The sequence below is a fragment of the Rhizobium sp. BK619 genome (assembly GCF_014195245.1).
GTDB classification, from domain to species: Bacteria; Pseudomonadota; Alphaproteobacteria; order Rhizobiales; family Rhizobiaceae; genus Rhizobium; species Rhizobium acidisoli.
Map to the genome: position 1 here is coordinate 164,701 of NZ_JACIBH010000018.1, position 18,554 is coordinate 183,254.

Sequence of the window (18,554 nt, forward strand, 5' to 3'; positions counted from 1 at the left end):
GCAAGATCCTGGGCATGCTGCCGTTGCTGGTAAGCGCCGATCCGCACGATATAACCGGCCGCTGCAACGCCGATACCGCAGGTTCAAAGTGATTGGGCTCCTTTGGCGCATCTGAAAGACGCGCCGCGCGTTAGCCGGCGGCGCGTTTTTCGCGGGGCAATCCCTGTATCGCATATCGGTTACAAACGGGCACGACCGGTTTCGGCGGGGCCTTCGGCTTGCCGAAATGGTATTCGAGCGCCCGTGAGAGCATGGCCGGCGAGGTGACGCCCTCCTGGAACAGCTTGATCAGCAGCACGGCCGCGACGTTGAACACCCGTTGGTCGTCGGTCGGAATTCTGGCATCGTAGCCGGCCTCGTCGAGCACGCCTTGAAGCATGTCGAGATCGGACGAGGTCAGATGCGGCTTTTCGGAAGTGGAAGACATGGGCCCTCCTTTCGTCGGGGCGAGGGGATGAAAACCCTCAGTCGGCAGCGCCCGTACAATGGCTGCCGAAGGCGAGACCATGCTCCTTTCGCCGGGGCAAGGCAATGGGATTCTGTCGCTAATATTCCTTTTATCTTATAAAGCGCCCGCACCGGTCAGGATGCGGGCGCAACGGTCATTCCGCGGCCTGATAGGCCGGCGTCCGGGCGGCCGATGTCCGCGGACCGGCGGCGGCAAGCAGGGTGATGGCGACCGCTAGCAGCGCCACGAAGGCGATACCGGCGACATAAGGATCCCAGCCGAAATGCGGTGCGGCGCCGAACACTGCCGAGGCGGCTGCGAGCACGATGCCGCCGCCGATCTGGAAGGAGGCGAAGAGCAGTCCGGAAGCGAGCCCCGATTTGTCATCCTCGACGTCGGAAAGGGCTGCGACCTGTACGGAAGGGTAGGTCAGTGCATAACCGAGGCCGAGCGGGATCTGCGAGAACAGCACGAGCAGGATCGGGTCGACATGCCCGAGCGCGGTCACCCAGAAGATGTAGCTGAAGGCCTGCAGGCCGACACCTACCGCCATCAGCCCGGTGGCGCCGCGGTTTTGTGCCAGCGTCGCAAAACGCGGGGCCAGGAACATCACGAAGACGCCGCCGAGCGCAAAGCAGAAGCCGGTGGTGAAGGCCGACCAGCCGAGGACGTTCTGATAATAGAGCGTCGCCAGGAACTGGAAGCCGACATAGGCGCCCTGGAAGAGGGCGGCAATCGCATTGGCGTGCCTAAGTTTCGCCCGGCGGAACATGCCGAGCGGCACCATCGGATCGGCGTGACGCGCCTCGACCGCGAGGAAGAGCAGGATCAACGCCAGCGATGCCGCGAGCGAGCCCCAGGTCGCAAAAGCCTGCCAGCCGGCGGCCGCCGCATTGGTGATGCCGAAGACGAAGAGCAGCAGCCCGGGGGTGATCGTCAGTGCGCCGGCCCAGTCGAAAGGAGGCCGCGGTCCTGTTCTTTTCGGGTCGGCCGGCAGCGCCAGCGGCGCAAGAAAGAGCGTCAGGATGGCGACCGGCGCACCCATGACCAGCGTTGCCCGCCAGCTGAAGATCGTCGCGGCACCGCCTAGCACCATGCCGAGCACGAAGCCGGTGGCGCCGGTGGAGGCGAAGACCCCGAGCGCTTTGGCCCGCGCCGATCCCTCGCCGAAGACGGAGAGCAGCAGCGCCAGCGCGGCAGGCGCAGTGAAGGCGGCGGCAATGCCCTTGATCAGCCGGGCGGCGATCAGCGTCGGGCCGCTGTCGACGAAGCCGCCGGCGATGCTGGCGGCGGCAAAAATCGCCAGCGACCAGAGGAAGACGCGGCGGTGGCCGAAGACGTCGGCCACCCGGCCGCCGAGCAGCAGAAAGCCGCCATAGCCGAGCACATAAGCGCTGACGGCCCATTGCAGCGATGTCGCCTCCATGCCGAGTTCGGCCTGGATGGCGGGAAGCGCGACACCGATGGTGGAGACGTCCATGGCGTCGAGAAAGTTGGCGGCGCAGAGCAGCAGCAATGCCAGCCCCGCAGCGCCTTTCGATTTGGAAAGTGTCATCGAAACGTTCCTTTTTGCTGCCGCCTCGTCGAGGGAGGTTGCGCGGACGGCAGGGAACGAAAAAATGTACATCTTCCTACCTCATTGCAAATTGATAGTAGCCATGCCAGGTATTACTCATGATGATGAATGATGCCACGCTTCGCAAAATCGACCTGAACCTGCTGCTCGCCTTTTCGGTGCTGATGCAGGAGCGCAATGTCAGCCGCGCCGCCGAGCGGTTGCTGCTCGGGCAGCCGGGCCTGTCGGCCGCGTTGCGACGGCTGCGCGAGACGCTTGATGACGAACTTTTCGTGCGGGTCGGTCGCGGCCTGCAGCCGACGCCGCGCGCCCTTTCCATTGCCCCGGCGATCGAGGATGCGCTGTCGGGCATCGAACGCGCCATTCGCCCGCAGGCCGACTTCGATCCGGCAAGCTGGCAGGGCGAGTTCCGCATCGGCATGTGCGACAATCTCGAAACGGCCTTTTTCGGCCCGCTTGCCGCCCGCCTATTGCAGCTTTCACCCGGCGCCCGGCTGATCGGCATCGCTTCCGAAAAGCGCGATGCTGCGCGCCGGCTGGACGAGGGGGTCTTCGATTTCAGTGTTTCCGTGCATGACGAGCCGGCCTCCTGGCACATCCGCGCGCCGCTGTTCAACCAGGCCTCGATCTGCATTTACGACGAGGCTCAACTCAAGCTGAAGGCGCCATTAAGCCTTGAGGATTTTGCCAATGTCGCCCATGTCACGGTCTCGTTCGAGGGCAATGCCTCCACAAGCATCGACACCGCGTTGAGCCGCACCGGCCATGTCAGGCGTGTGGTCGCCACGGTGCCGCGCTTTTCCGCCCTGCCGACGGCGCTGCGGGCGATGCCGGCCATATCAGTCGTGCCGGAATCGATCGGCCGCTGCATGGCGCAATTGCACGGGCTGACGATTTGTGCGCCGCCGCTGTCGCTGCCGGCCGATCCGGTGACGATGCTCTATCGCCGCGTCGACCAGGCTGATGGCCGGGCGCGCTGGTTCCGCCGTCTGTTCCTGGACGTCGCCGACGAGGCGCTCGTCGCCTCCGGCTGCCGCGTCTCGATATCGAGAGCTGCGGCGTAGAGCAATTCCAGGAAAAGTGTGAAGCGGTTTTCACAGGCAAAGCGCGAAGCGCTTTTGCCGGGAATTGCGTTATAGCTAGAGCCTATTACAGCTCGCCTTTGTGAAAATAGGCTTCGAGACGGTAGCCGTCCGGGTCGATAATGAAGGCGGCATAATAGAACTGCCCGTAATCCGGCCGAATGCCCGGCTCGCCATTATCCGTGCCGCCGGAGGCGACGGCTGCCGCGTGAAAGGCATCGACGGCGGCTTCATCAGGTGCGACGAAACAGAAATGCAGCCCGGACCGCAGATCGGCAAGAACCGGCTGCTCGACCTGCATCACCCAGAGCCCGACCCGTTCCGGGCCATAGCCGATCATGGTGTCGGAATTGGAGAGCCGCTCATATCCGAGCGGCGCCAGCGCCGCATCATAGAAACGGCGGGCTCTGTCGAGGTCTTTGACGCCGATGGAGACATGATCGAACATGGGCCGCAAAACTCCTTGTCACCGCTCGTTCCAGACGGATTTCCATCCTCAAGATGGTACGACGCCACCATCTTTCAACCGCCGTCTCAAGTCAACGAACGGCGCTGGTTGCTGCGGCCTGGCAGCTCATGCATTTCAGGCGATAGGAATGGCTGGCCCCGCATGGGCGAGACCAGCCGTGACGTCAGCCGTCGACTGCAACCCATTTCGGGGCAATCCCGGTGCCGCGACCGAGGCCGTAACCAAGGCGGATATTCAGCATCCCCAAGGGTTCGAGCAGGCGAGCGGCGTCGAGCGAGCCGGTTTTCTCGACAGCAAAGTCGGCATCCTTGACCAGCGCTGCGGCGGTTTCGACAACATCATCGTCCCCGGCCAGGAAGACCGGTATGGTGGAGGTGTGCTTTGGGGAAGCCGCAAACAGCTCGGCAAAGATGGTATTGAAGGCCTTCACGACCTTGGCGCCTTTGGCCCTGTGCTGGATTTCCTCGGCTGCCGACGTGTCGTGACCGAACAGCAGGCCGGAGAAATCGGGCTTGAGCGGATTGGTGATGTCGACGACGATCTTGCCCCGCAATGCTGCCGTTTCGGCAAATTCGAGCGCCGAAGCATAAGGCAGCGCGAGGACCAGAATATCGGCTTCGGCCACGGCGGAGGAGATCGATGCGCCTGTGGCGCCGATCTCCTCGGCAAGCGACTTTGCCGCGGCCTCATTCCGCGACGCGAGGATGAGCTCGCGCTTGCCTGCCAGACGACGCGCCAAGCCGGCGCCCATGTTTCCAGTTCCGATAATAGCGGTTTTCATGTGGTCGATTCCTTCATCGAGTTGAATGACGTCGATATAGCCGACAGCAATCCCATCATGAATGGCATTGAATGGCGGAATATAATTGCATAAAAGTATCGAATGACCGATCTCACCAATTTGAAGACCTTTGTCGCCGTGGCGACGGCTGGCAGTTTCGCCAAAGCTGCCGCCAGGCTCAACCTGTCGCCCGCCATGGTAGGCCGGCGCATCCAGGCTTTGGAAACAGATTATGGGGTCAAGCTGATCGAGCGCACCACGCGAACCCAGAGGCTCACCGAGATCGGTCGCAGATTTCTGGAGAGAGCAAGCAGGGTTATCGATGAGCTGGAGCAGCTGAACGATATTGCCGGCCCCGACAACCACGAAATATCCGGCCACCTCCGCATCAGCGGACCGACGACGCTCGGCGTGAAGCGCTTGGCATCGTCCATTGCTCGCTTTGCCAATCAGCATCCCGCTGTCAGTCTGGAACTCAATCTGACCGACCGGAACGTCGATCTGATCGCCGAAGGCTATGACCTTGCCATTCGAGTGGCGCATCTGCGGCCATCTTCCCTGATCGCAAGAAAGATCGGCGCCTATCGCTTCGTCTGCTGCGCCTCTCCCGGCTATCTCGGCAAGAACGGCACCCCGACCCATCCCGAGCAGTTGCAAGAGCACCGCTGCATTCTCAGCCTCAACCTCGTCCCGCGCGATCAATGGCATTTCGAAGATCAAAATGGACGGGTGCTGGCGGCAAAGATCAGCAGCAATATCGGTATCGACAATGGCGAAGCCATGCGTGTTGCCGCGATAGAAGACGCCGGCCTCGTCTATGCGCCGCTGGTGCTGGTAGAGGAGGACATCGCCGCCGGGCGGCTGACCGAGGTGCTTGCCGATTGGGAAAAATACAGCCTGCCGATCCATGCGGTTCACCCGTCGCGGCAATTCGTGCCGCGACGGGTGAAGGCCGCGATCGGCTGGATCGCCGGAGATCTCCGCCGGTAGAGTCCGCGCAAACAGAAAGCGCATTCGGTGGTGGTCGGCGACCTTACTGCAGCTGCGGCTTCTTGAGAAAATTGTTGCGGTCGGCGGACTTGATGCGCAGCCAGGCTTCCCGGCCGTTCCTCAGAATCCGCATCGGAATTTCGGCGCCGGCCGGGCCGCTGCTCCAGACCTTGCGGTAGAAATCGGCCAGGCCATCGACCTCTTCGTCGCGGATCTCCGAGATGATATCGCCTTGCCGCAGACCCGCCTGGGCGGCCGGACCGCCTTCGGCAACGCTCATCACCACCACGCCGCCATTGCTCTCGGCGGAGAATGCGCCGAGCCAGGGCCGCGGCGGTTTGTTGACGCTTCCGCGGTTCAACAGATCGTCGAGGATCGGAGTCAAAAGGTCGATCGGCACGACCATGTTGATATCGGCGACCTCGTCGCCCTGGCTCATTTGCAGGCGAAGCGAACCGATGCCGAGAAGCTTGCCGTCCGAACCGATCAGCGCCGCACCACCCCATGAGGGATGGGCCGGCGCCGTGAAAATCGCCTCATCCAGCAGATATTCCCAGTAGCCGGCGAATTCCTGCCGGGCGACGATGTTGGCCTCGACGAATTCTCCGATGCCGTCGGCAAGCACCACAGCATCGCCGGCCTTGGCGCTTGCCGCATCGCCGAGATCCACGGCCGGTGCATTGAGAACCCCGAGCGCCTGCACCAAGCCGAAGCCGGATTCCTGATCATAGGCAAGTGCATGCGCGGGAACGACGCGCCCGTCATGGGTGGTCAGCCAAACCTCTTCGGCCTCGGTGATGAGGTAACCGATAGTCAGCACCAGCCCATTGTCGCGAATGACCACGCCGCTGCCCTCCCGGACAGTGCCCAGCGTCTCTGCTGTGAAGGCGTCTTCCGGGATGGAAGAACGAACGGCCACGATTGACCGCAAAATTGGATCGATATTCATGCTTTCATCCTGACAGAGCGCCGGCGCGAAAGGCCGAAATCTGACGCACTCTGTCTTGAATAGGTAAGAAGATGGGTGGGCGGAGGCAAGGCTATTGCCAATGGAATTTCCAAACCCCGGAACCCAATGCGCAATGCATTCAATGGGCAATGAAATCGCTTGGAAAGAGCTGCACCACGCCATTCACTGCCCGCACCAAGTGTTGCACACGACATTTTTCGTGACAGCGTCACCGTGCAACAATATACAGTCAATCCCATCAGGACTCAGGCTGCACGGATGACGACATGAAAGACTGGCACCCCGATCTCGGGCGCAGCAGCAGCCCGCGTTATATGGCGATCGCCGATGTGATCGAAATGGATCTGCGCAGCGGCCACCTCGTGGCCGGCGACCGGCTGCCGCCGCAACGCGAACTCGCCAAGCGGCTGAATGTCGATTTCACCACGGTGGCGAGAGGTTATGTCGAGGCGCAGAAGCGCGGGCTGGTCGATTCGCATGTCGGCCGAGGCACCTTCGTCACCGGTGGTGCGGCCAGGGAGAGCCAGGGCTTCGCGCCTGGCGCGGCGCCCGATCCGCGCCGGGCAGCTATCGTCGATTTCTCGATGAACATGCCGCCGGAACCGGATGATCCGGAACTGATCGCCCGCATGCGCGAGGGCATGGCGATGGTGGCAGGAAACCTCGTTCCGCTTCTGCGCTATCAGGGTTTCGGCGGCTCCAGCATGGACAAGGAGGCTGCCGCCGCCTGGCTCAGCCGTCGCGGGCTCAAGCCTCCGCAGGAGCGGATCTTTGTCACACCGGGCGCCCATCCGGCCCTGCTGGCGATCTTCGGCCTGCTGGCAAAGCCGGGCGAAACCGTGCTCTCGGAAATCATCACCTATCCCGGCATGCGCTCGATCGCTGCCCAGCTGCGGCTCAATCTGGCGGGCCTGCCGATGGACGAGGACGGCATCCTGCCGGACGCCTTTGCGAGAGCTTGCGAGCGATTGCAGCCGAAGGCGCTTTATCTCAATCCGACGCTGCAAAACCCGACGACGCTGACCATCCCGGCCAGGCGCCGCGAGGAAATCGGTACGGTTGCCCGCAATTATCACGTGCCGATCGTCGAAGACGATGCCTACGGCTTCATTCCGCTGGAAGGCCCGTCGCCGCTTGCGGCAACGGCGCCCGATCTTACCTGGCATATCGGCGGGCTGGCGAAATGTATCGGCGCCGGCTTGCGTCTTGCCTATGTCGTGGCCCCGGATAGCAAGGCCGTGTGGCCCTTCGTCAGCGCCATGCGCGCCAACAATGTCATGGCCTCGCCGCTGACCTTGGCGCTCGCCACCCGCTGGATCGAGGACGGCACGGCCGACGCGATCCTGCGCTTCATCCGCACGGAAGCCGCCGCGCGTCAGCAGATGGTCGCCGCGCTCCTGCCTGAAGGCAGCTACCGCGCCGACCCGCTCAGTTTCAACATCTGGCTGCCGCTCGCCAATGGCTGGACCCGCTCCACCTTCGGCAGCCACATGCGCTCCGCCGGCATCGGCGTCGTGGCAAGCGATGCCTTCACGGTCGAAGGCGCCGCGCGCGAGGCCGTGCGTGTCTGCCTCGGCGGCCCGATCACCCGGGAGAAGCTGCAGGGCGCACTGGATTTCATGGCCCATGCGCTTGAGGGTCCGCCGGAGATGGCGGCTTCGTTCTTCTGAGCCGCCAACGCCGCGCAGCTGAGCCCTCCAGGCAAGCGATCGGTTATTGCGACCCCTTCAAATCAAGTTTGCACAATCCGCGGTCGGCCCGGCCTGCGGAACTCTGCGGCATTCTGACGAGTTGACTGGCAATGTCTCAATAATGTATTTATATTGAATGCATTCATTGCTGGGCATTGAATGGTTTGATGCCTATGCAGAACAAGGTGTGATCGTCATGGAAACCGAATATCCCCCGCTTCCTCCGCTGCAGACCGGCATCAGGGGGCGCTGCCCGCGCTGTGGCCAGGGTCATATGTTCAAGGGCTTTCTGACACTGCAGCCGGAATGCGAGGCTTGCGGCCTCGATTATTCCTTTGCCGATCCGGCCGACGGCCCGGCTTTTTTCGTCATCTGCTTTGCCTGCATACCGAGCGTGCTGCTCGGCGTCTGGCTGGAGGTGGCGTTTACCGCGCCGATCTGGGTGCAGCTTCTGGTCACCGGCCCCTTCATGCTTGCCACCTGCATTCCGCCGCTCAGGCCGCTGAAGGGCTGGCTGGTCGCCAGCCAGTATTTCTATAAGGCGGAAGAGGGCAAACTCGCCTGAGATCTGTTCAGCGTCGCGCGCAGCCGCGGCGTGGCGAAATCGATGAGCGCGCGCAATTTCAGGGGCACCAATCCCTGAGCGGGATAGACGAGATGCACCGGTGCCGGCGGCGGTTCGAAATCGGCAAGCAGTGGCGCAAGCAGACCCGCCGTCTCGGCGCGTGCGGCCTGGTAGGACAGCACCCGGGTGATCCCGAGGCCGGCGACCGCCGCATCGACCGCGGCCTCGGCGGTGTTGACGGCAAGCCGTGAGCGGATCGGCACGGTGAGATCGCGTTTTCCCTCGGCGAATGTCCAGCTCAGCGTCGAGGCCATGCTGTCGAAGGTGATGCAGTCATGCGCGACGAGGTCGCCCGGATGCCGAGGCGTGACCTGCCGTGCGAGATAATCCGGGCTGGCATAGACCGTCCGGCGGATCGCGCCGAGCCTGGTGGCGATCAGGTTGCTGTCCGGCAGGTTGCCGATCCGGAGCGCCACATCGATATGGTCCTCGACGAGGTTCGACAGCCGGTCGCCAAGCATCAGCCGCAGATTGATATCGGGATAGGCCTTCAGGAAATCCACCACCACAGGCAGGACATGCAGCCGCCCGAAGACGATCGGCGCGGTCATCGTCAGCGCGCCCTTCGGCACGCTGTATTCGCCGGCCGCCGTCCGTTCCGCCTCTTCCACCCGATCGAGAATTTCCCGCGCCGCCTCCACATAGGAGCGGCCGGCCTCGGTCAGCGTGATCTTCCGGTTGCTTCTCTGCAGCAGCTGGGCGTTCAGATGGGCTTCCAGCTCGGAAACCTTGCGGCTGACGGTGGCGAGCGGCGATCGCAAATGCCGGGAGGCAGCCGATAGGCTGCCCTGTTCGACAACGGCAAGCAGCACGGTCATGGCGTCGAGGCGGTCCATTCTATCCTTCCGAAAAATGGGAATATGCCTTCCAGATTAGCATTCTACTGCAATCAAATGGAAGGAAATAAATTAGCCCGCAGATGGTTCGCAGGCGGCCATCGTCAATCATGGCCCGTCGATCGGGAAGACCAAAGGAAACCGTCATGAAACTCTACCATCACCCGCTTTCCGGCCATTCGCACCGGGTTCACCTGTTCCTGTCGCTGCTTGGCGTGCCCTATGAACTGGTCGAGGTCGACCTGGCGGCGCGCGCCCACAAGGCGCCGGAATTTCTGAAGCTCAACCCCTTCGGGCAGGTGCCGGTCCTCGACGACGAGGGCACGGTCATTGCCGATTCTTCTGCCATCCTCGTCTATCTCGCGCGCAAATATGGCCGCACCGACTGGCTGCCGGAACAGGCATTGGCCGCGGCGCGAATACAGAAATGGCTTTCGGTCGCGGCTGGTGAGATCGCCTATGGACCTTGCGCCGCCCGCCTGGTTACCGTTTTCGGCGCCGATTTCCGCACCGATGAGGTGATCGCCCGGGCACACCGTATTCTGGCGCTGATCGAAGCGGAGCTCGCCGGCCGCAATTTCCTGCTTGGCGGCGATCCTGTCATCGCCGACGTCGCGCTCTACAGCTACATCGCCAATGCGCCGGAGGGCAATGTCGACATCTCGGCCTATCCGAGCGTCCGCGCCTGGCTTGCCCGCATCGAGGCGCTGCCGGGTTTCGTCGGCTTTCGCAAGACGAAGATCGGCCTTGCCGCATGAGACTGCGCCGGGACGGATCACCGTCCCGATTTCCCAAATGGTGCCCGCAAGGAGGCCGTCATGCTGGAGCAGACAAGAGAGGACGCAACGTCACCCTGGCATCAGGGTGAGCTTGCCATGCAGCGCAGCGTCGGGGTCGTCGAACGTATGGATGGACCCGGCCGGAATTTCGTCCGCAAGGCGATGCCCGAACAGCACCGCGCATTTTTTCCGATGCTGCCCTTCATAGTGCTCGGCGCTGTCGATACCAAAGGCGATGTCTGGGCGACGGTGCGGGCTGCGCGACCGGGTTTCATGTCCTCGCCGGACCCGGAGAGCCTCGATGTCGACCTGCCGCGCGACCCGGCCGATCCTGCCGATGCCGGCATGGAGGATGGCGACGCGATCGCAATGCTCGGCATCCAGCTCGAGACCCGGCGGCGCAACCGGCTAAACGGCGTCATCCGCCGAACGGATGCCGAAGCCTTCCGCCTGCGCGTCGGCCAGAGCTTCGGCAATTGCCCGCAATATATCCAGCCTCGCTCTTCCGTCTTTGTCCGCGATCCCGATAGGCCGACAGAGGTGGCGCCGCTGCATTCCGGTCACCTCGACCATCGCATGCGCGGGATGATCGAGGGCGCCGATACCTTCTTCGTCGCCTCCTATGTCGATCGCGACAATGGCGAGCGGCAGGTGGATGTCTCCCATCGCGGCGGCGACGTCGGCTTCGTGCGTGCCAGTGCCGATGGGGTGCTGACCGTTCCCGATTTTTCCGGCAATCGGTTCTTCAACACCCTCGGCAATTTTCTGGTCAACCCGAAGGCCGGGCTGGTCTTCGTCGATTTTGAAACCGGCGACATGCTGCAGCTGGCGGGAAAGGTCGAGGTGCTGCTGGATTCGCCCGAAGTCACAAGCTTTGAACGGGCGGAACGGCTGTGGCGATTCACGCCGGAAGAGATCGTGCTGCGCCCGGATGCCTTGCCGCTGCGATGGAGGAAGGAGAGCGCCGATCTGCTGCGGCGCTCGCGTGGGTGAGGGGAGCGGCAAAACGCCGCTCCGGCCCTCTTGCAAATCATTGTACCGATCGGTACAATAATTACTGTTCAGTACAGGAGCATCCATGTCCAGCCTCGTCCCGCCCTTCACCCTTGAGACCGCCACCCGGAAAGTCCGCCTTGCCGAGGACGGCTGGAATAGCCGCGATCCCGAGCGCGTCTCGCTCGTTTATACGCCGGACAGCCGCTGGCGGAACCGCGCCGAATTCGTCAACGGCCGCGCCGAGATCGTCGCCTTCCTCACCCGCAAATGGGCGAAGGAGTTGGATTACCGGCTGATCAAGGAGATCTGGGCTTTCACCGACGATCGCATCGCCGTTCGCTTTGCCTATGAATGGCACGATGACAGCGGCAACTGGTTCCGCTCCTATGGCAATGAGAACTGGGAATTCGATGCCGCCGGCCTGATGCAGCGCCGCTTCGCCTGCATCAACGACCTGCCCATCCGCGAATCCGAGCGCAAATATCACTGGCCGCTCGGCCGGCGGCCGGACGATCATCCCGGCCTGACCGAGCTTGGCCTTTGACGCAAACCAGGCCAAGGAAACTCTGCCGGTGAAGACCGTCTACGAACGCGCCGACATCGTGCCGCTGCTGGCGGAAATCTTCCGCGAACTTGGCTATGAGGGCACGGCGCTCAGCCGCATCACCGAACGCACCGGCCTCGGCAAGGGGAGCCTTTACCACTTCTTTCCCGGCGGCAAGGAGGAGATGGCTAACGCCGTGCTTGCCGAAATCGACGCCTGGTTCGAGCAGGCGATCTATCGGCCGCTGAGGCAGGACGACGCCCGTCAGGCGATCGCAGCGATGTGGGTCAATGTGAATGATTACTTCAGATCCGGTCGCCGCATCTGCCTCGTCGGCGCCTTCGCCCTTGACGACACAAGGGAGCGGTTTTCGGCGGCGATCGGCGACTATTTCATTCGCTGGATCGGCGCCTTGCGTTCGGCGTTGAGCCGGGCAGGCTGTTCTGACGAAGAGGCGCAAGCGCTCGCCGAGGAAGGTGTCGCCGGCATTCAAGGCGCGCTGGTGCTGGCGCGGGCGCTGGGAGACGAAATGATCTTTACCCGCTCGCTGGAAACGCTGGCGAAGCGGTTTGAGGCTGCGACGCGATGAGGGCTGGCCTTACATCCGCGCCGCTTTGCCTGTATCTCTCAGCGTTGCTGTTGAGGCTGCTGGGCCGGGCGCGGATTTTCCCGTTCAAGGCGAATCTGGCGCCACTCGTTTTCCATCTGGTCGACGAGGTGCTGGGGAATGGTGGTTTGCGGAGTGGCAGGCGTCTGCATCGGAAGTCTCCTCTTTTCGCGGCAAGGCTTCAGGGCAAGAAGATGCATTGCACAAGACAAAAGGCGTGTAAATCAGTGGCTTAAAGACTTTAAACGATTAAATGAATTTTAATCGATTAAGGCGGTTTTAACCATGATGTTTTCTGGGAAGCGCGGAATGGTTGTCCACATGGACCGAAGTTTATTTTTCGATGCGGTGAAGGACGAGCTCTTTAAGGGAAAGCTGACTCATCCTCAGGTAGCGGGCGTCACGGCGATTCTCGACGCCTGGGAAGAGCGGTTTCCCCATGCCGACCGGCGATGGCTCGCCTATATCCTCGCAACCGCCTATCATGAGACCGCCTATACGATGCAGCCGGTGCGGGAGACGCTGGCGCAAAGCGATGCCCGCGCCGTCGAGATCCTGGAGACGGCCTTTGCCGCAGGCCGGCTTTCCTGGGTGAAGACGCCCTACTGGCGGCCCGATGAAGATGGCCGCTGTTGGCTCGGGCGCGGCCTGGTGCAGCTCACCCACAAGCGGAACTATGAGGCGATGAGCACGCTGACGGGCATCGACCTCGTTGCCGATCCCGACCGGGCGATGGAGATGGATGCAGCGGTGACGATCCTGATCGAGGGCATGTTGCAGGGCAGCTTTACCGGCCACAAGCTTGCCGATCACCTGAACGCGGCGACCGAGGACTGGGTGAACGCGCGCCGCATCGTCAATGGCACCGACCGGGCGGAGAAGCTCGCGGCTTATGCCATGGCCTTCCATGCGGCGATGCGTCCCGATGCTGCGCATGGCATGATCGCGCGGTTGAAGGCCTGGGGCTTGCGTGTTATCGCGCGGCTGACCCTCTGAAACTTGACAGGAGCTTCGCGTGATCCGCCATATCGTCTTCTTCACCGTGCAAGAGGAGCATCTGCAGGAGGTGAGGGCCGGGCTTTCGATCCTGACCGCCATTCCGCATGCGCGGCTTTTGGAAATCGGCACCAATGTGAAGACCGATCAGTTGGGCACCGAGATCGATCTCGTGGTCTACGGTGAATTCGACGACGAAGCGGCCCTTGCCGCCTACAAGGCTCATCCCGATTATCAGCTGTCGATCGAGCGGGTGCGGCCGCTCCGGGAAAAACGCATCGCCGCCGATTACGACAGCCGTACGGCAGTGACGCGGCCGCTATGAGTTTCAAAGCATTCGGCTGTCACATTCCGTTGATGTTTCAAATGGATGAATGATTTTCCGGTGCAGGATGCGCTGAAGCTCAATCAACTTCCGAGCCGCCCGACTCAACTTTCGAAAAAGCGCTGGCAAGCGATTCAAAAGATTCGCCAAAAACAGCTGCGCGTTCATGGTCAGGCGGCCGCAACGGTCGCGATGCTTGGACGGAGAGCCGCTCTCGTCCTGATGCCGATGATAATCCAGACATATTAAGAAGGGCTGACCTGGACTGTTGAGGGACGCCCGGGCTCGGCTGATGCGTGGGCGCCGCCCCCGTCGTCAGGGCAGGTGACCCGAGTATCCACGCCCAGCACTCCGTGTGCGCCCAGAGCCGCAGACTTTTCCCACGCGGAGAAGGCCGCCGAAGCCGGTCGCGGCAGCCGTTTTCAGCATCTGCCGCCAGTAGTCGAGAATGGTTCTAAATGCCCTGCATTACAGTGCATTCATTTGCCATTCAGGTCGTGTGAGTACATATTCGGGCCACGTTGGCATTACCTTGAAAGCATAGCACATGGCCTTTCCTCTGAGCGTCGCAGCATTGGCCGCCGGACTGGTGGTATCGGCGCCTTCACCGGATGGCGCGGGCACCCTTGTTCATAGTGTTGCAGGCGATTGCAGCGCCGCCGCAGCCCAGGTCGTCGAGCAGACCGGCGGCCAGCTTCTCTCCGTGCAGCCGGTGGGCGATACCTGCATCATCACCGTTCTGGTGTCGGGCAACGGCCAGCGTCCACGCAAGGTGACGGTAAAGGTTCCGATGTAGGCGGAATCGGTCTATTCAGGACAGATCGATTTGAAGCGGACGAAGGCGGACCGATGCGTATTCTGGTAGTCGAAGACGACGTCAATTTGAACCGGCAGCTGGCCGACACGCTGAAGGAGGCGGGCTATGTCGTCGACCAGGCGTTCGACGGCGAGGAAGGCCATTTCCTCGGCGATACCGAACCCTATGACGCCATCATTCTCGATATCGGCCTGCCGGAGCTGGATGGAGTGACCGTTCTTGAAAAATGGCGCGGCGCCGGCCGCGGCGTGCCGGTGCTGATTCTGACGGCGCGCGACCGCTGGAGCGACAAGGTCGCCGGTATCGACGCAGGCGCCGACGACTACGTCACCAAGCCCTTCCATGTCGAGGAAGTGCTGGCGCGCATTCGGGCGCTGATCCGCCGTGCGGCCGGGCATTCCTCATCCGAGATCATCTGCGGGCCGGTGCGGCTCGATACAAAATCCTCGAAGGCGACGGTCAACGGCACGACGCTGAAGCTGACCTCGCACGAATACCGCCTGCTTGCCTATCTAATGCATCACATGGGCGAGGTCGTCTCGCGCACCGAACTGGTCGAGCACATGTACGATCAGGATTTCGACCGCGATTCCAACACGATCGAGGTCTTTGTCGGCCGTTTGCGCAAGAAAATGGGCGTCGATCTGATCGAAACGGTGCGCGGTCTCGGTTACCGCATCCAAGCGCCGAAACATGCGAATTAAGTCGCTCACTGCACGTGTCTTGCTGTTGACCACGGTGTGGTCGACGGTGGCGCTTGTCGTGATCGGCCTGTTGATCTCCACCCTCTACCGCAAGAGCGCCGAGCGTGGTTTCCAGGATCTGTTGCGGGCACAGCTCTATAACGTCATCAACTCGGTGACCATCGGCGATCAGGGCGCGCTCAGCGGCAGCCCGCAGCTTGGCGATCTGCGCTTTGCCCAGCCGAAGACCGGCTGGTACTGGGTGGTGGAGCCGCTCGGCACCTATACGACGGCGCCGCTGGTCTCGCCCTCGCTCGGCTCGGCGCTCATTCCGGTCCCTTCCGTCGTCGAGGCGCCCTTCGACAAGAATTACGAACGTTATTACCAGGTGACGGATGCCTCCGGGAACCGCGTCCAGGTGGCTGAAACCGAAGTGGTGCTCGACACCGACGGGCGCGCGGCGCGCGTCCGCGTCACCGGCAATGTCGATGTCGTCGAGGACGACGTGCGCACCTTTTCCCACAGCCTTTATCTGGCGCTCGCCGGCTTCGGCGTCGGCAGCCTGATCGTCAATGCGCTGGCGATTCTTTATGGCCTGAAGCCGCTCGACAAGGCGCGCGCCGCCTTGGAGCGCATCCGCGCCGGCGAGAGCGAGCAGCTGAAGGGCGACTTCCCGCGCGAGATTTTGCCGCTTGCCAATGAGGTCAACGCGCTGATCGACAGCAACCGCCGCATCGTCGAGCGGGCCCGCATGCAGGTCGGCAATCTCGCCCATTCGCTGAAGACGCCGATCGCCGTTCTGCTGAACGAGGCGCGCGTGCTCGAAAAATCCCATGGCGAACTGGTGCGCAGCCAGGCGGAATCGATGCAGGGGCAGGTGCAGTCTTATCTCAACCGGGCCCGCATCGCTGCGCAGCGCGAATCTGTGCTCGCCCGCACCGATGCCGAGCCGGCGCTCGAGCGGCTGGTGCGCGTCATGCGCCGGCTGAACGTCGATACCGAATTCGATCTCGTCGTCTCGCCGCCGCATCTGGCCGTCGCCATGGAGCAGCAGGATCTCGAGGAGACCGTCGGCAATCTCTTGGAAAATGCGGCGCGTTTTGCCAGGAGCAAGGTCCGGCTTTCGGCCGTCGAGGCCGGCGACGACGTCAGGGGCGCGGAGGCGAGCGCGCGCCGCCACTGGGTGGAACTCGCGGTCGAGGATGACGGGCCGGGCCTGGAGCCCGACCAGATCCGCGAGGCGCTGAAGCGCGGCCGCCGGCTCGACGAAAGCAAGCCCGGTACCGGGCTCGGCCTTTCGATCGTCACCGAGATTTCCAGCGAGTATCAGGGGCGGCTCGAGCTTTCCCGCGGCGAATGGGGCGGGCTCAAGGCGAAGCTTATCCTGCCCGGCATCACAAAGGATGTTGCATGAGCAACTGCTTGATGTCACAAAGATACTGGCAAATGCATAGCATGCTTTGCCTTAATGCTGACACGGGGACGCTGCACTTCGATCGGCTGAAATTGACCCCTGATCGTGGTTCGACGCAATGATTTTACGCTCGCAAGGCATGATCGCTTCCGCTCTTCTCGTCGCCGTCGCGCTCTCCGGCTGCACGACGACGAAGGGTGCTGCTTCACGCGGCATTTTTTCGAGCAAGCCCTCGGCCTCGGCCGCCTTCCTCACCGCGTTGCAGGGCGGCCTTGTCGGCCGCAGCGGCGTGACGCTCAGCGATAGCGACAAGCAGCGGGCACTCGAGGCGGAATATCGGGCGCTGGAAGGCGCCGCTGTCGGCCAGCCGATGCTGTGGACCGGCAAGGACGTCACCGGCAAGGTGGTCGCCGCCGCACCCTACCAGGTGGGTTCACAGAACTGCCGGCAATATACCCATACGCTGACCGTCGACGGCAAGGATACCGTGGTGCGCGGCGCTGCCTGCCGCAACGAGGACGGCAGCTGGTCGCCGCTCGGCTGAATCAGGTAAATTGCGGCTTATAGCCTCAAATCTTCGTCATTCCGGCTTTGGCAGTTGGAATGGCGGCCCGCTTCACGTATTTGGGCCGATATGCTGTTCTGGATTCTCGTCGCCGTTCTGACGGCAGTCGTCGCTGCTGTCCTACTCTACCCCCTTCTGCGCGGTGCGAAGGCGGCTGAGAATATCCGTGCGGGCGAGGCGGCGGTCTATCGCGACCAGCTGCGCGAACTCGACCGCGATCTCAATGGCGGGCTGATCACGCCTGAGGAGGCTGATTATGCCAGGGCGGAAATCGGCCGTCGGCTGATCGCCGTCTCTGGTGGCGAGCCGGAAGAGGCGCCGAAACCTGCACGGCATCACCGTTTCACCGAGGCCTTCGTGCTGCTGGTGCTGCCGCTTCTCGGGCTCTGTCTTTATTTGACGACGGGCAGGCCGAATCTGCCCTCGCAGCCGCTGGAAGCGCGGCTGGAAAATCCCGGCAACGATATGGCGGTGCTGATCGTCAAGGCGGAACGGCACCTGGCCGAGAGCCCCGATGACGGCAAGGGCTGGGACGTGCTGGCGCCGATCTATCTGCGCACCATGCGCGTGAACGACGCGCAACTGGCCTACCGCAACGCTATCCGGCTGCTCGGCCCGAGCCCCGCCCGGCTGGACGGCCTTGCCGAGACGTTGATGGCGGTCTCCGAGGGTGTGGTGACGGAGGAAACGCGGCAGGTGCTGGAACAGTCGCTGACGCTGGAACCCGACAATCCGCGCGCGCGCTTCTACGTCGCCCTCAGCATGGAGCAGGCAGGACGACGCGACGAGGCGCGCCAGGCCTTCGAAGCGCTGGCGAAACAATCGCCGGCCGATGCGCCCTGGCTGCCGCTGGTCAACCAGCATATCGCCATGAATGGCAGCGCGCCGGCAGGCGCCGGCCAGGCTGCCCCGGGCGCCAATCAGGCTGCCCCGGGCGCCGATACGGCTGCCCCCGGCAATCCCACGCAGCAGGATGTGGCGGCGGCCGAAAGCATGAATGCTGGCGACCGGCAGCAGATGATCCGTGGCATGGTCGAGAGCCTCGACGCCAAGCTGAGCGCCGATCCGAACAATTTCGAGGGATGGGTGCGGCTCGTCCGCTCTTATGCCGTGTTGAACGATAAGGATCGTGCCGCCGATGCGCTGAAGCGCGGGCTTGCCGCCTTTCCGCCGCCCGGCGAACAGGGCAGCCAATTGCTGGCCCTGGCCAAGGAACTCGGCATAGCCACTGAGGGAGCGACGCAATGACCCGCAAGCAGAAGCGTCTGGCGGTGATCGCGGGCGGCATGGGCTTTATTGCCGCCGCCGTGCTGCTGGTCATGTTCGCCTTCAGCCAGTCGGTCGCCTATTTCTACATGCC

Annotated in this window: 24 protein-coding genes; 17 read left to right on the plus strand and 7 right to left on the minus strand. The window is 62.9% G+C overall.

Going from position 1 to position 18,554, the window contains the following annotated elements; genetic code table 11:
• Nucleotides 1-130: 130 nt before the first annotated feature.
• Together FHX14_RS30120 and FHX14_RS30125 are read right to left on the minus strand one after the other, a co-directional pair.
• A complete protein-coding gene (locus FHX14_RS30120) occupies nucleotides 131-508 on the minus strand; it encodes a hypothetical protein (RefSeq protein WP_172643247.1) in 378 nt (125 codons plus the stop codon).
• Nucleotides 509-602: 94 nt separating this feature from the next.
• Nucleotides 603-2,003, minus strand: coding sequence for an MFS transporter (locus FHX14_RS30125; protein ID WP_184380662.1), 1,401 nt, complete (start codon nucleotides 2,001-2,003; stop codon nucleotides 603-605).
• Between the two features lie 122 nt (nucleotides 2,004-2,125).
• Here FHX14_RS30125 and FHX14_RS30130 point away from each other — a divergent pair, with 122 nt between their 5' ends.
• The gene (locus tag FHX14_RS30130; RefSeq protein WP_184380674.1) at nucleotides 2,126-3,088 is read left to right on the plus strand and encodes a LysR family transcriptional regulator; all 963 of its coding nucleotides are present in this window, start codon (nucleotides 2,126-2,128) and stop codon (nucleotides 3,086-3,088) included.
• A gap of 85 nt (nucleotides 3,089-3,173) precedes the next feature.
• Here the strand turns inward: FHX14_RS30130 and FHX14_RS30135 are convergent, their stop codons facing one another.
• Nucleotides 3,174-3,554: a VOC family protein gene (locus FHX14_RS30135; protein ID WP_003587720.1), complete on the minus strand. Its 381-nt coding sequence runs from the start codon at nucleotides 3,552-3,554 to the stop codon at nucleotides 3,174-3,176.
• 184 nt (nucleotides 3,555-3,738) lie between these two features.
• The gene (locus FHX14_RS30140) at nucleotides 3,739-4,356 is read right to left on the minus strand and encodes an NAD(P)-binding domain-containing protein (protein WP_003587718.1); all 618 of its coding nucleotides are present in this window, start codon (nucleotides 4,354-4,356) and stop codon (nucleotides 3,739-3,741) included.
• A 102-nt stretch (nucleotides 4,357-4,458) separates the two neighbouring features.
• Here FHX14_RS30140 and FHX14_RS30145 point away from each other — a divergent pair, with 102 nt between their 5' ends.
• Entirely contained in the window at nucleotides 4,459-5,346 is an 888-nt protein-coding gene (locus tag FHX14_RS30145; protein ID WP_003587717.1) for a LysR family transcriptional regulator, read from the plus strand.
• Between the two features lie 43 nt (nucleotides 5,347-5,389).
• Here the strand turns inward: FHX14_RS30145 and FHX14_RS30150 are convergent, their stop codons facing one another.
• Entirely contained in the window at nucleotides 5,390-6,295 is a 906-nt protein-coding gene (locus FHX14_RS30150; protein ID WP_003587715.1) for a S1C family serine protease, read from the minus strand.
• Nucleotides 6,296-6,582: 287 nt separating this feature from the next.
• On the opposite strand from FHX14_RS30150, the gene FHX14_RS30155 reads away from it, so the two are divergent.
• Both FHX14_RS30155 and FHX14_RS30160 read left to right on the plus strand, forming a co-directional pair.
• On the plus strand, nucleotides 6,583-7,986 hold the full coding sequence (locus tag FHX14_RS30155) for a PLP-dependent aminotransferase family protein (RefSeq protein ID WP_003587714.1): 1,404 nt from the start codon (nucleotides 6,583-6,585) through the stop codon (nucleotides 7,984-7,986).
• Nucleotides 7,987-8,203: 217 nt separating this feature from the next.
• Entirely contained in the window at nucleotides 8,204-8,572 is a 369-nt protein-coding gene (locus tag FHX14_RS30160; protein ID WP_003587713.1) for a DUF983 domain-containing protein, read from the plus strand.
• Here the strand turns inward: FHX14_RS30160 and FHX14_RS30165 are convergent.
• The gene (locus FHX14_RS30165) at nucleotides 8,542-9,468 is read right to left on the minus strand and encodes a LysR family transcriptional regulator (protein WP_003587711.1); all 927 of its coding nucleotides are present in this window, start codon (nucleotides 9,466-9,468) and stop codon (nucleotides 8,542-8,544) included. The genes FHX14_RS30160 and FHX14_RS30165 overlap by 31 nt on opposite strands.
• A gap of 146 nt (nucleotides 9,469-9,614) precedes the next feature.
• Between FHX14_RS30165 and FHX14_RS30170 the strand changes: the two genes are divergently transcribed.
• The 4 genes from FHX14_RS30170 (at nucleotide 9,615) to FHX14_RS30185 (ending at nucleotide 12,376) form a co-directional block, all read left to right on the plus strand.
• Entirely contained in the window at nucleotides 9,615-10,226 is a 612-nt protein-coding gene (locus FHX14_RS30170) for a glutathione S-transferase (protein ID WP_003587709.1), read from the plus strand.
• A gap of 60 nt (nucleotides 10,227-10,286) precedes the next feature.
• Nucleotides 10,287-11,240 (plus strand): pyridoxamine 5'-phosphate oxidase family protein, encoded by a 954-nt coding sequence (locus FHX14_RS30175; RefSeq protein ID WP_003587708.1) that lies wholly within the window; start codon nucleotides 10,287-10,289, stop codon nucleotides 11,238-11,240.
• An 85-nt stretch (nucleotides 11,241-11,325) separates the two neighbouring features.
• The gene (locus FHX14_RS30180) at nucleotides 11,326-11,787 is read left to right on the plus strand and encodes a nuclear transport factor 2 family protein (protein WP_003587706.1); all 462 of its coding nucleotides are present in this window, start codon (nucleotides 11,326-11,328) and stop codon (nucleotides 11,785-11,787) included.
• Between the two features lie 28 nt (nucleotides 11,788-11,815).
• Nucleotides 11,816-12,376: a TetR/AcrR family transcriptional regulator gene (locus FHX14_RS30185; protein WP_184380664.1), complete on the plus strand. Its 561-nt coding sequence runs from the start codon at nucleotides 11,816-11,818 to the stop codon at nucleotides 12,374-12,376.
• 38 nt (nucleotides 12,377-12,414) lie between these two features.
• On the opposite strand, the gene FHX14_RS33410 is transcribed toward FHX14_RS30185, so the two are convergent.
• On the minus strand, nucleotides 12,415-12,546 hold the full coding sequence (locus FHX14_RS33410; protein ID WP_003587702.1) for a hypothetical protein: 132 nt from the start codon (nucleotides 12,544-12,546) through the stop codon (nucleotides 12,415-12,417).
• Nucleotides 12,547-12,703: 157 nt separating this feature from the next.
• On the opposite strand from FHX14_RS33410, the gene FHX14_RS30190 reads away from it, so the two are divergent.
• From FHX14_RS30190 to FHX14_RS30230, 9 genes are all read left to right on the plus strand, one after another.
• A complete protein-coding gene (locus FHX14_RS30190; protein ID WP_184380666.1) occupies nucleotides 12,704-13,390 on the plus strand; it encodes a hypothetical protein in 687 nt (228 codons plus the stop codon).
• A 19-nt stretch (nucleotides 13,391-13,409) separates the two neighbouring features.
• Complete coding sequence (locus FHX14_RS30195) at nucleotides 13,410-13,715, plus strand: Dabb family protein (protein ID WP_012557062.1); 306 nt, start codon at nucleotides 13,410-13,412, stop codon at nucleotides 13,713-13,715.
• 45 nt (nucleotides 13,716-13,760) lie between these two features.
• Entirely contained in the window at nucleotides 13,761-13,964 is a 204-nt protein-coding gene (locus FHX14_RS30200) for a hypothetical protein (protein ID WP_041671353.1), read from the plus strand.
• Between the two features lie 298 nt (nucleotides 13,965-14,262).
• Complete coding sequence (locus FHX14_RS30205) at nucleotides 14,263-14,511, plus strand: hypothetical protein (RefSeq protein ID WP_003587696.1); 249 nt, start codon at nucleotides 14,263-14,265, stop codon at nucleotides 14,509-14,511.
• 53 nt (nucleotides 14,512-14,564) lie between these two features.
• A complete protein-coding gene (locus FHX14_RS30210; RefSeq protein WP_003569356.1) occupies nucleotides 14,565-15,236 on the plus strand; it encodes a response regulator transcription factor in 672 nt (223 codons plus the stop codon).
• The gene (locus FHX14_RS30215; protein WP_003587694.1) at nucleotides 15,226-16,629 is read left to right on the plus strand and encodes a HAMP domain-containing sensor histidine kinase; all 1,404 of its coding nucleotides are present in this window, start codon (nucleotides 15,226-15,228) and stop codon (nucleotides 16,627-16,629) included. Before FHX14_RS30210 ends, FHX14_RS30215 begins: the two co-directional genes overlap by 11 nt.
• A 118-nt stretch (nucleotides 16,630-16,747) precedes the next feature.
• The gene (locus tag FHX14_RS30220; protein WP_184380668.1) at nucleotides 16,748-17,173 is read left to right on the plus strand and encodes a hypothetical protein; all 426 of its coding nucleotides are present in this window, start codon (nucleotides 16,748-16,750) and stop codon (nucleotides 17,171-17,173) included.
• A gap of 90 nt (nucleotides 17,174-17,263) precedes the next feature.
• The gene (gene ccmI / locus FHX14_RS30225) at nucleotides 17,264-18,442 is read left to right on the plus strand and encodes a c-type cytochrome biogenesis protein CcmI (protein WP_012557064.1); all 1,179 of its coding nucleotides are present in this window, start codon (nucleotides 17,264-17,266) and stop codon (nucleotides 18,440-18,442) included.
• On the plus strand, nucleotides 18,439-18,554 hold a 116-nt coding region (locus FHX14_RS30230; protein WP_184378723.1), incomplete at its 3' end, for a cytochrome c maturation protein CcmE. The genes ccmI and FHX14_RS30230, both read left to right, overlap by 4 nt.

What these genes read in the sequence shown, in the direction of transcription:
- FHX14_RS30120 (WP_172643247.1), bottom strand. Translation starts at nt 508, where the DNA reads ATGGTCTCGCCTTCGGCAGCCATTGTACGGGCGCTGCCGACTGAGGGT.
- FHX14_RS30125 (WP_184380662.1), bottom strand. Translation starts at nt 2,003, where the DNA reads ATGACACTTTCCAAATCGAAAGGCGCTGCGGGGCTGGCATTGCTGCTG.
- FHX14_RS30130 (WP_184380674.1), top strand. Translation starts at nt 2,126, where the DNA reads ATGATGAATGATGCCACGCTTCGCAAAATCGACCTGAACCTGCTGCTC.
- FHX14_RS30135 (WP_003587720.1), bottom strand. Translation starts at nt 3,554, where the DNA reads ATGTTCGATCATGTCTCCATCGGCGTCAAAGACCTCGACAGAGCCCGC.
- FHX14_RS30140 (WP_003587718.1), bottom strand. Translation starts at nt 4,356, where the DNA reads ATGAAAACCGCTATTATCGGAACTGGAAACATGGGCGCCGGCTTGGCG.
- FHX14_RS30145 (WP_003587717.1), top strand. Translation starts at nt 4,459, where the DNA reads ATGACCGATCTCACCAATTTGAAGACCTTTGTCGCCGTGGCGACGGCT.
- FHX14_RS30150 (WP_003587715.1), bottom strand. Translation starts at nt 6,295, where the DNA reads ATGAATATCGATCCAATTTTGCGGTCAATCGTGGCCGTTCGTTCTTCC.
- FHX14_RS30155 (WP_003587714.1), top strand. Translation starts at nt 6,583, where the DNA reads ATGAAAGACTGGCACCCCGATCTCGGGCGCAGCAGCAGCCCGCGTTAT.
- FHX14_RS30160 (WP_003587713.1), top strand. Translation starts at nt 8,204, where the DNA reads ATGGAAACCGAATATCCCCCGCTTCCTCCGCTGCAGACCGGCATCAGG.
- FHX14_RS30165 (WP_003587711.1), bottom strand. Translation starts at nt 9,468, where the DNA reads ATGGACCGCCTCGACGCCATGACCGTGCTGCTTGCCGTTGTCGAACAG.
- FHX14_RS30170 (WP_003587709.1), top strand. Translation starts at nt 9,615, where the DNA reads ATGAAACTCTACCATCACCCGCTTTCCGGCCATTCGCACCGGGTTCAC.
- FHX14_RS30175 (WP_003587708.1), top strand. Translation starts at nt 10,287, where the DNA reads ATGCTGGAGCAGACAAGAGAGGACGCAACGTCACCCTGGCATCAGGGT.
- FHX14_RS30180 (WP_003587706.1), top strand. Translation starts at nt 11,326, where the DNA reads ATGTCCAGCCTCGTCCCGCCCTTCACCCTTGAGACCGCCACCCGGAAA.
- FHX14_RS33410 (WP_003587702.1), bottom strand. Translation starts at nt 12,546, where the DNA reads ATGCAGACGCCTGCCACTCCGCAAACCACCATTCCCCAGCACCTCGTC.
- FHX14_RS30190 (WP_184380666.1), top strand. Translation starts at nt 12,704, where the DNA reads ATGGTTGTCCACATGGACCGAAGTTTATTTTTCGATGCGGTGAAGGAC.
- FHX14_RS30200 (WP_041671353.1), top strand. Translation starts at nt 13,761, where the DNA reads ATGAATGATTTTCCGGTGCAGGATGCGCTGAAGCTCAATCAACTTCCG.
- FHX14_RS30205 (WP_003587696.1), top strand. Translation starts at nt 14,263, where the DNA reads ATGGCCTTTCCTCTGAGCGTCGCAGCATTGGCCGCCGGACTGGTGGTA.
- FHX14_RS30210 (WP_003569356.1), top strand. Translation starts at nt 14,565, where the DNA reads ATGCGTATTCTGGTAGTCGAAGACGACGTCAATTTGAACCGGCAGCTG.
- FHX14_RS30215 (WP_003587694.1), top strand. Translation starts at nt 15,226, where the DNA reads ATGCGAATTAAGTCGCTCACTGCACGTGTCTTGCTGTTGACCACGGTG.
- FHX14_RS30220 (WP_184380668.1), top strand. Translation starts at nt 16,748, where the DNA reads ATGATTTTACGCTCGCAAGGCATGATCGCTTCCGCTCTTCTCGTCGCC.
- ccmI (WP_012557064.1), top strand. Translation starts at nt 17,264, where the DNA reads ATGCTGTTCTGGATTCTCGTCGCCGTTCTGACGGCAGTCGTCGCTGCT.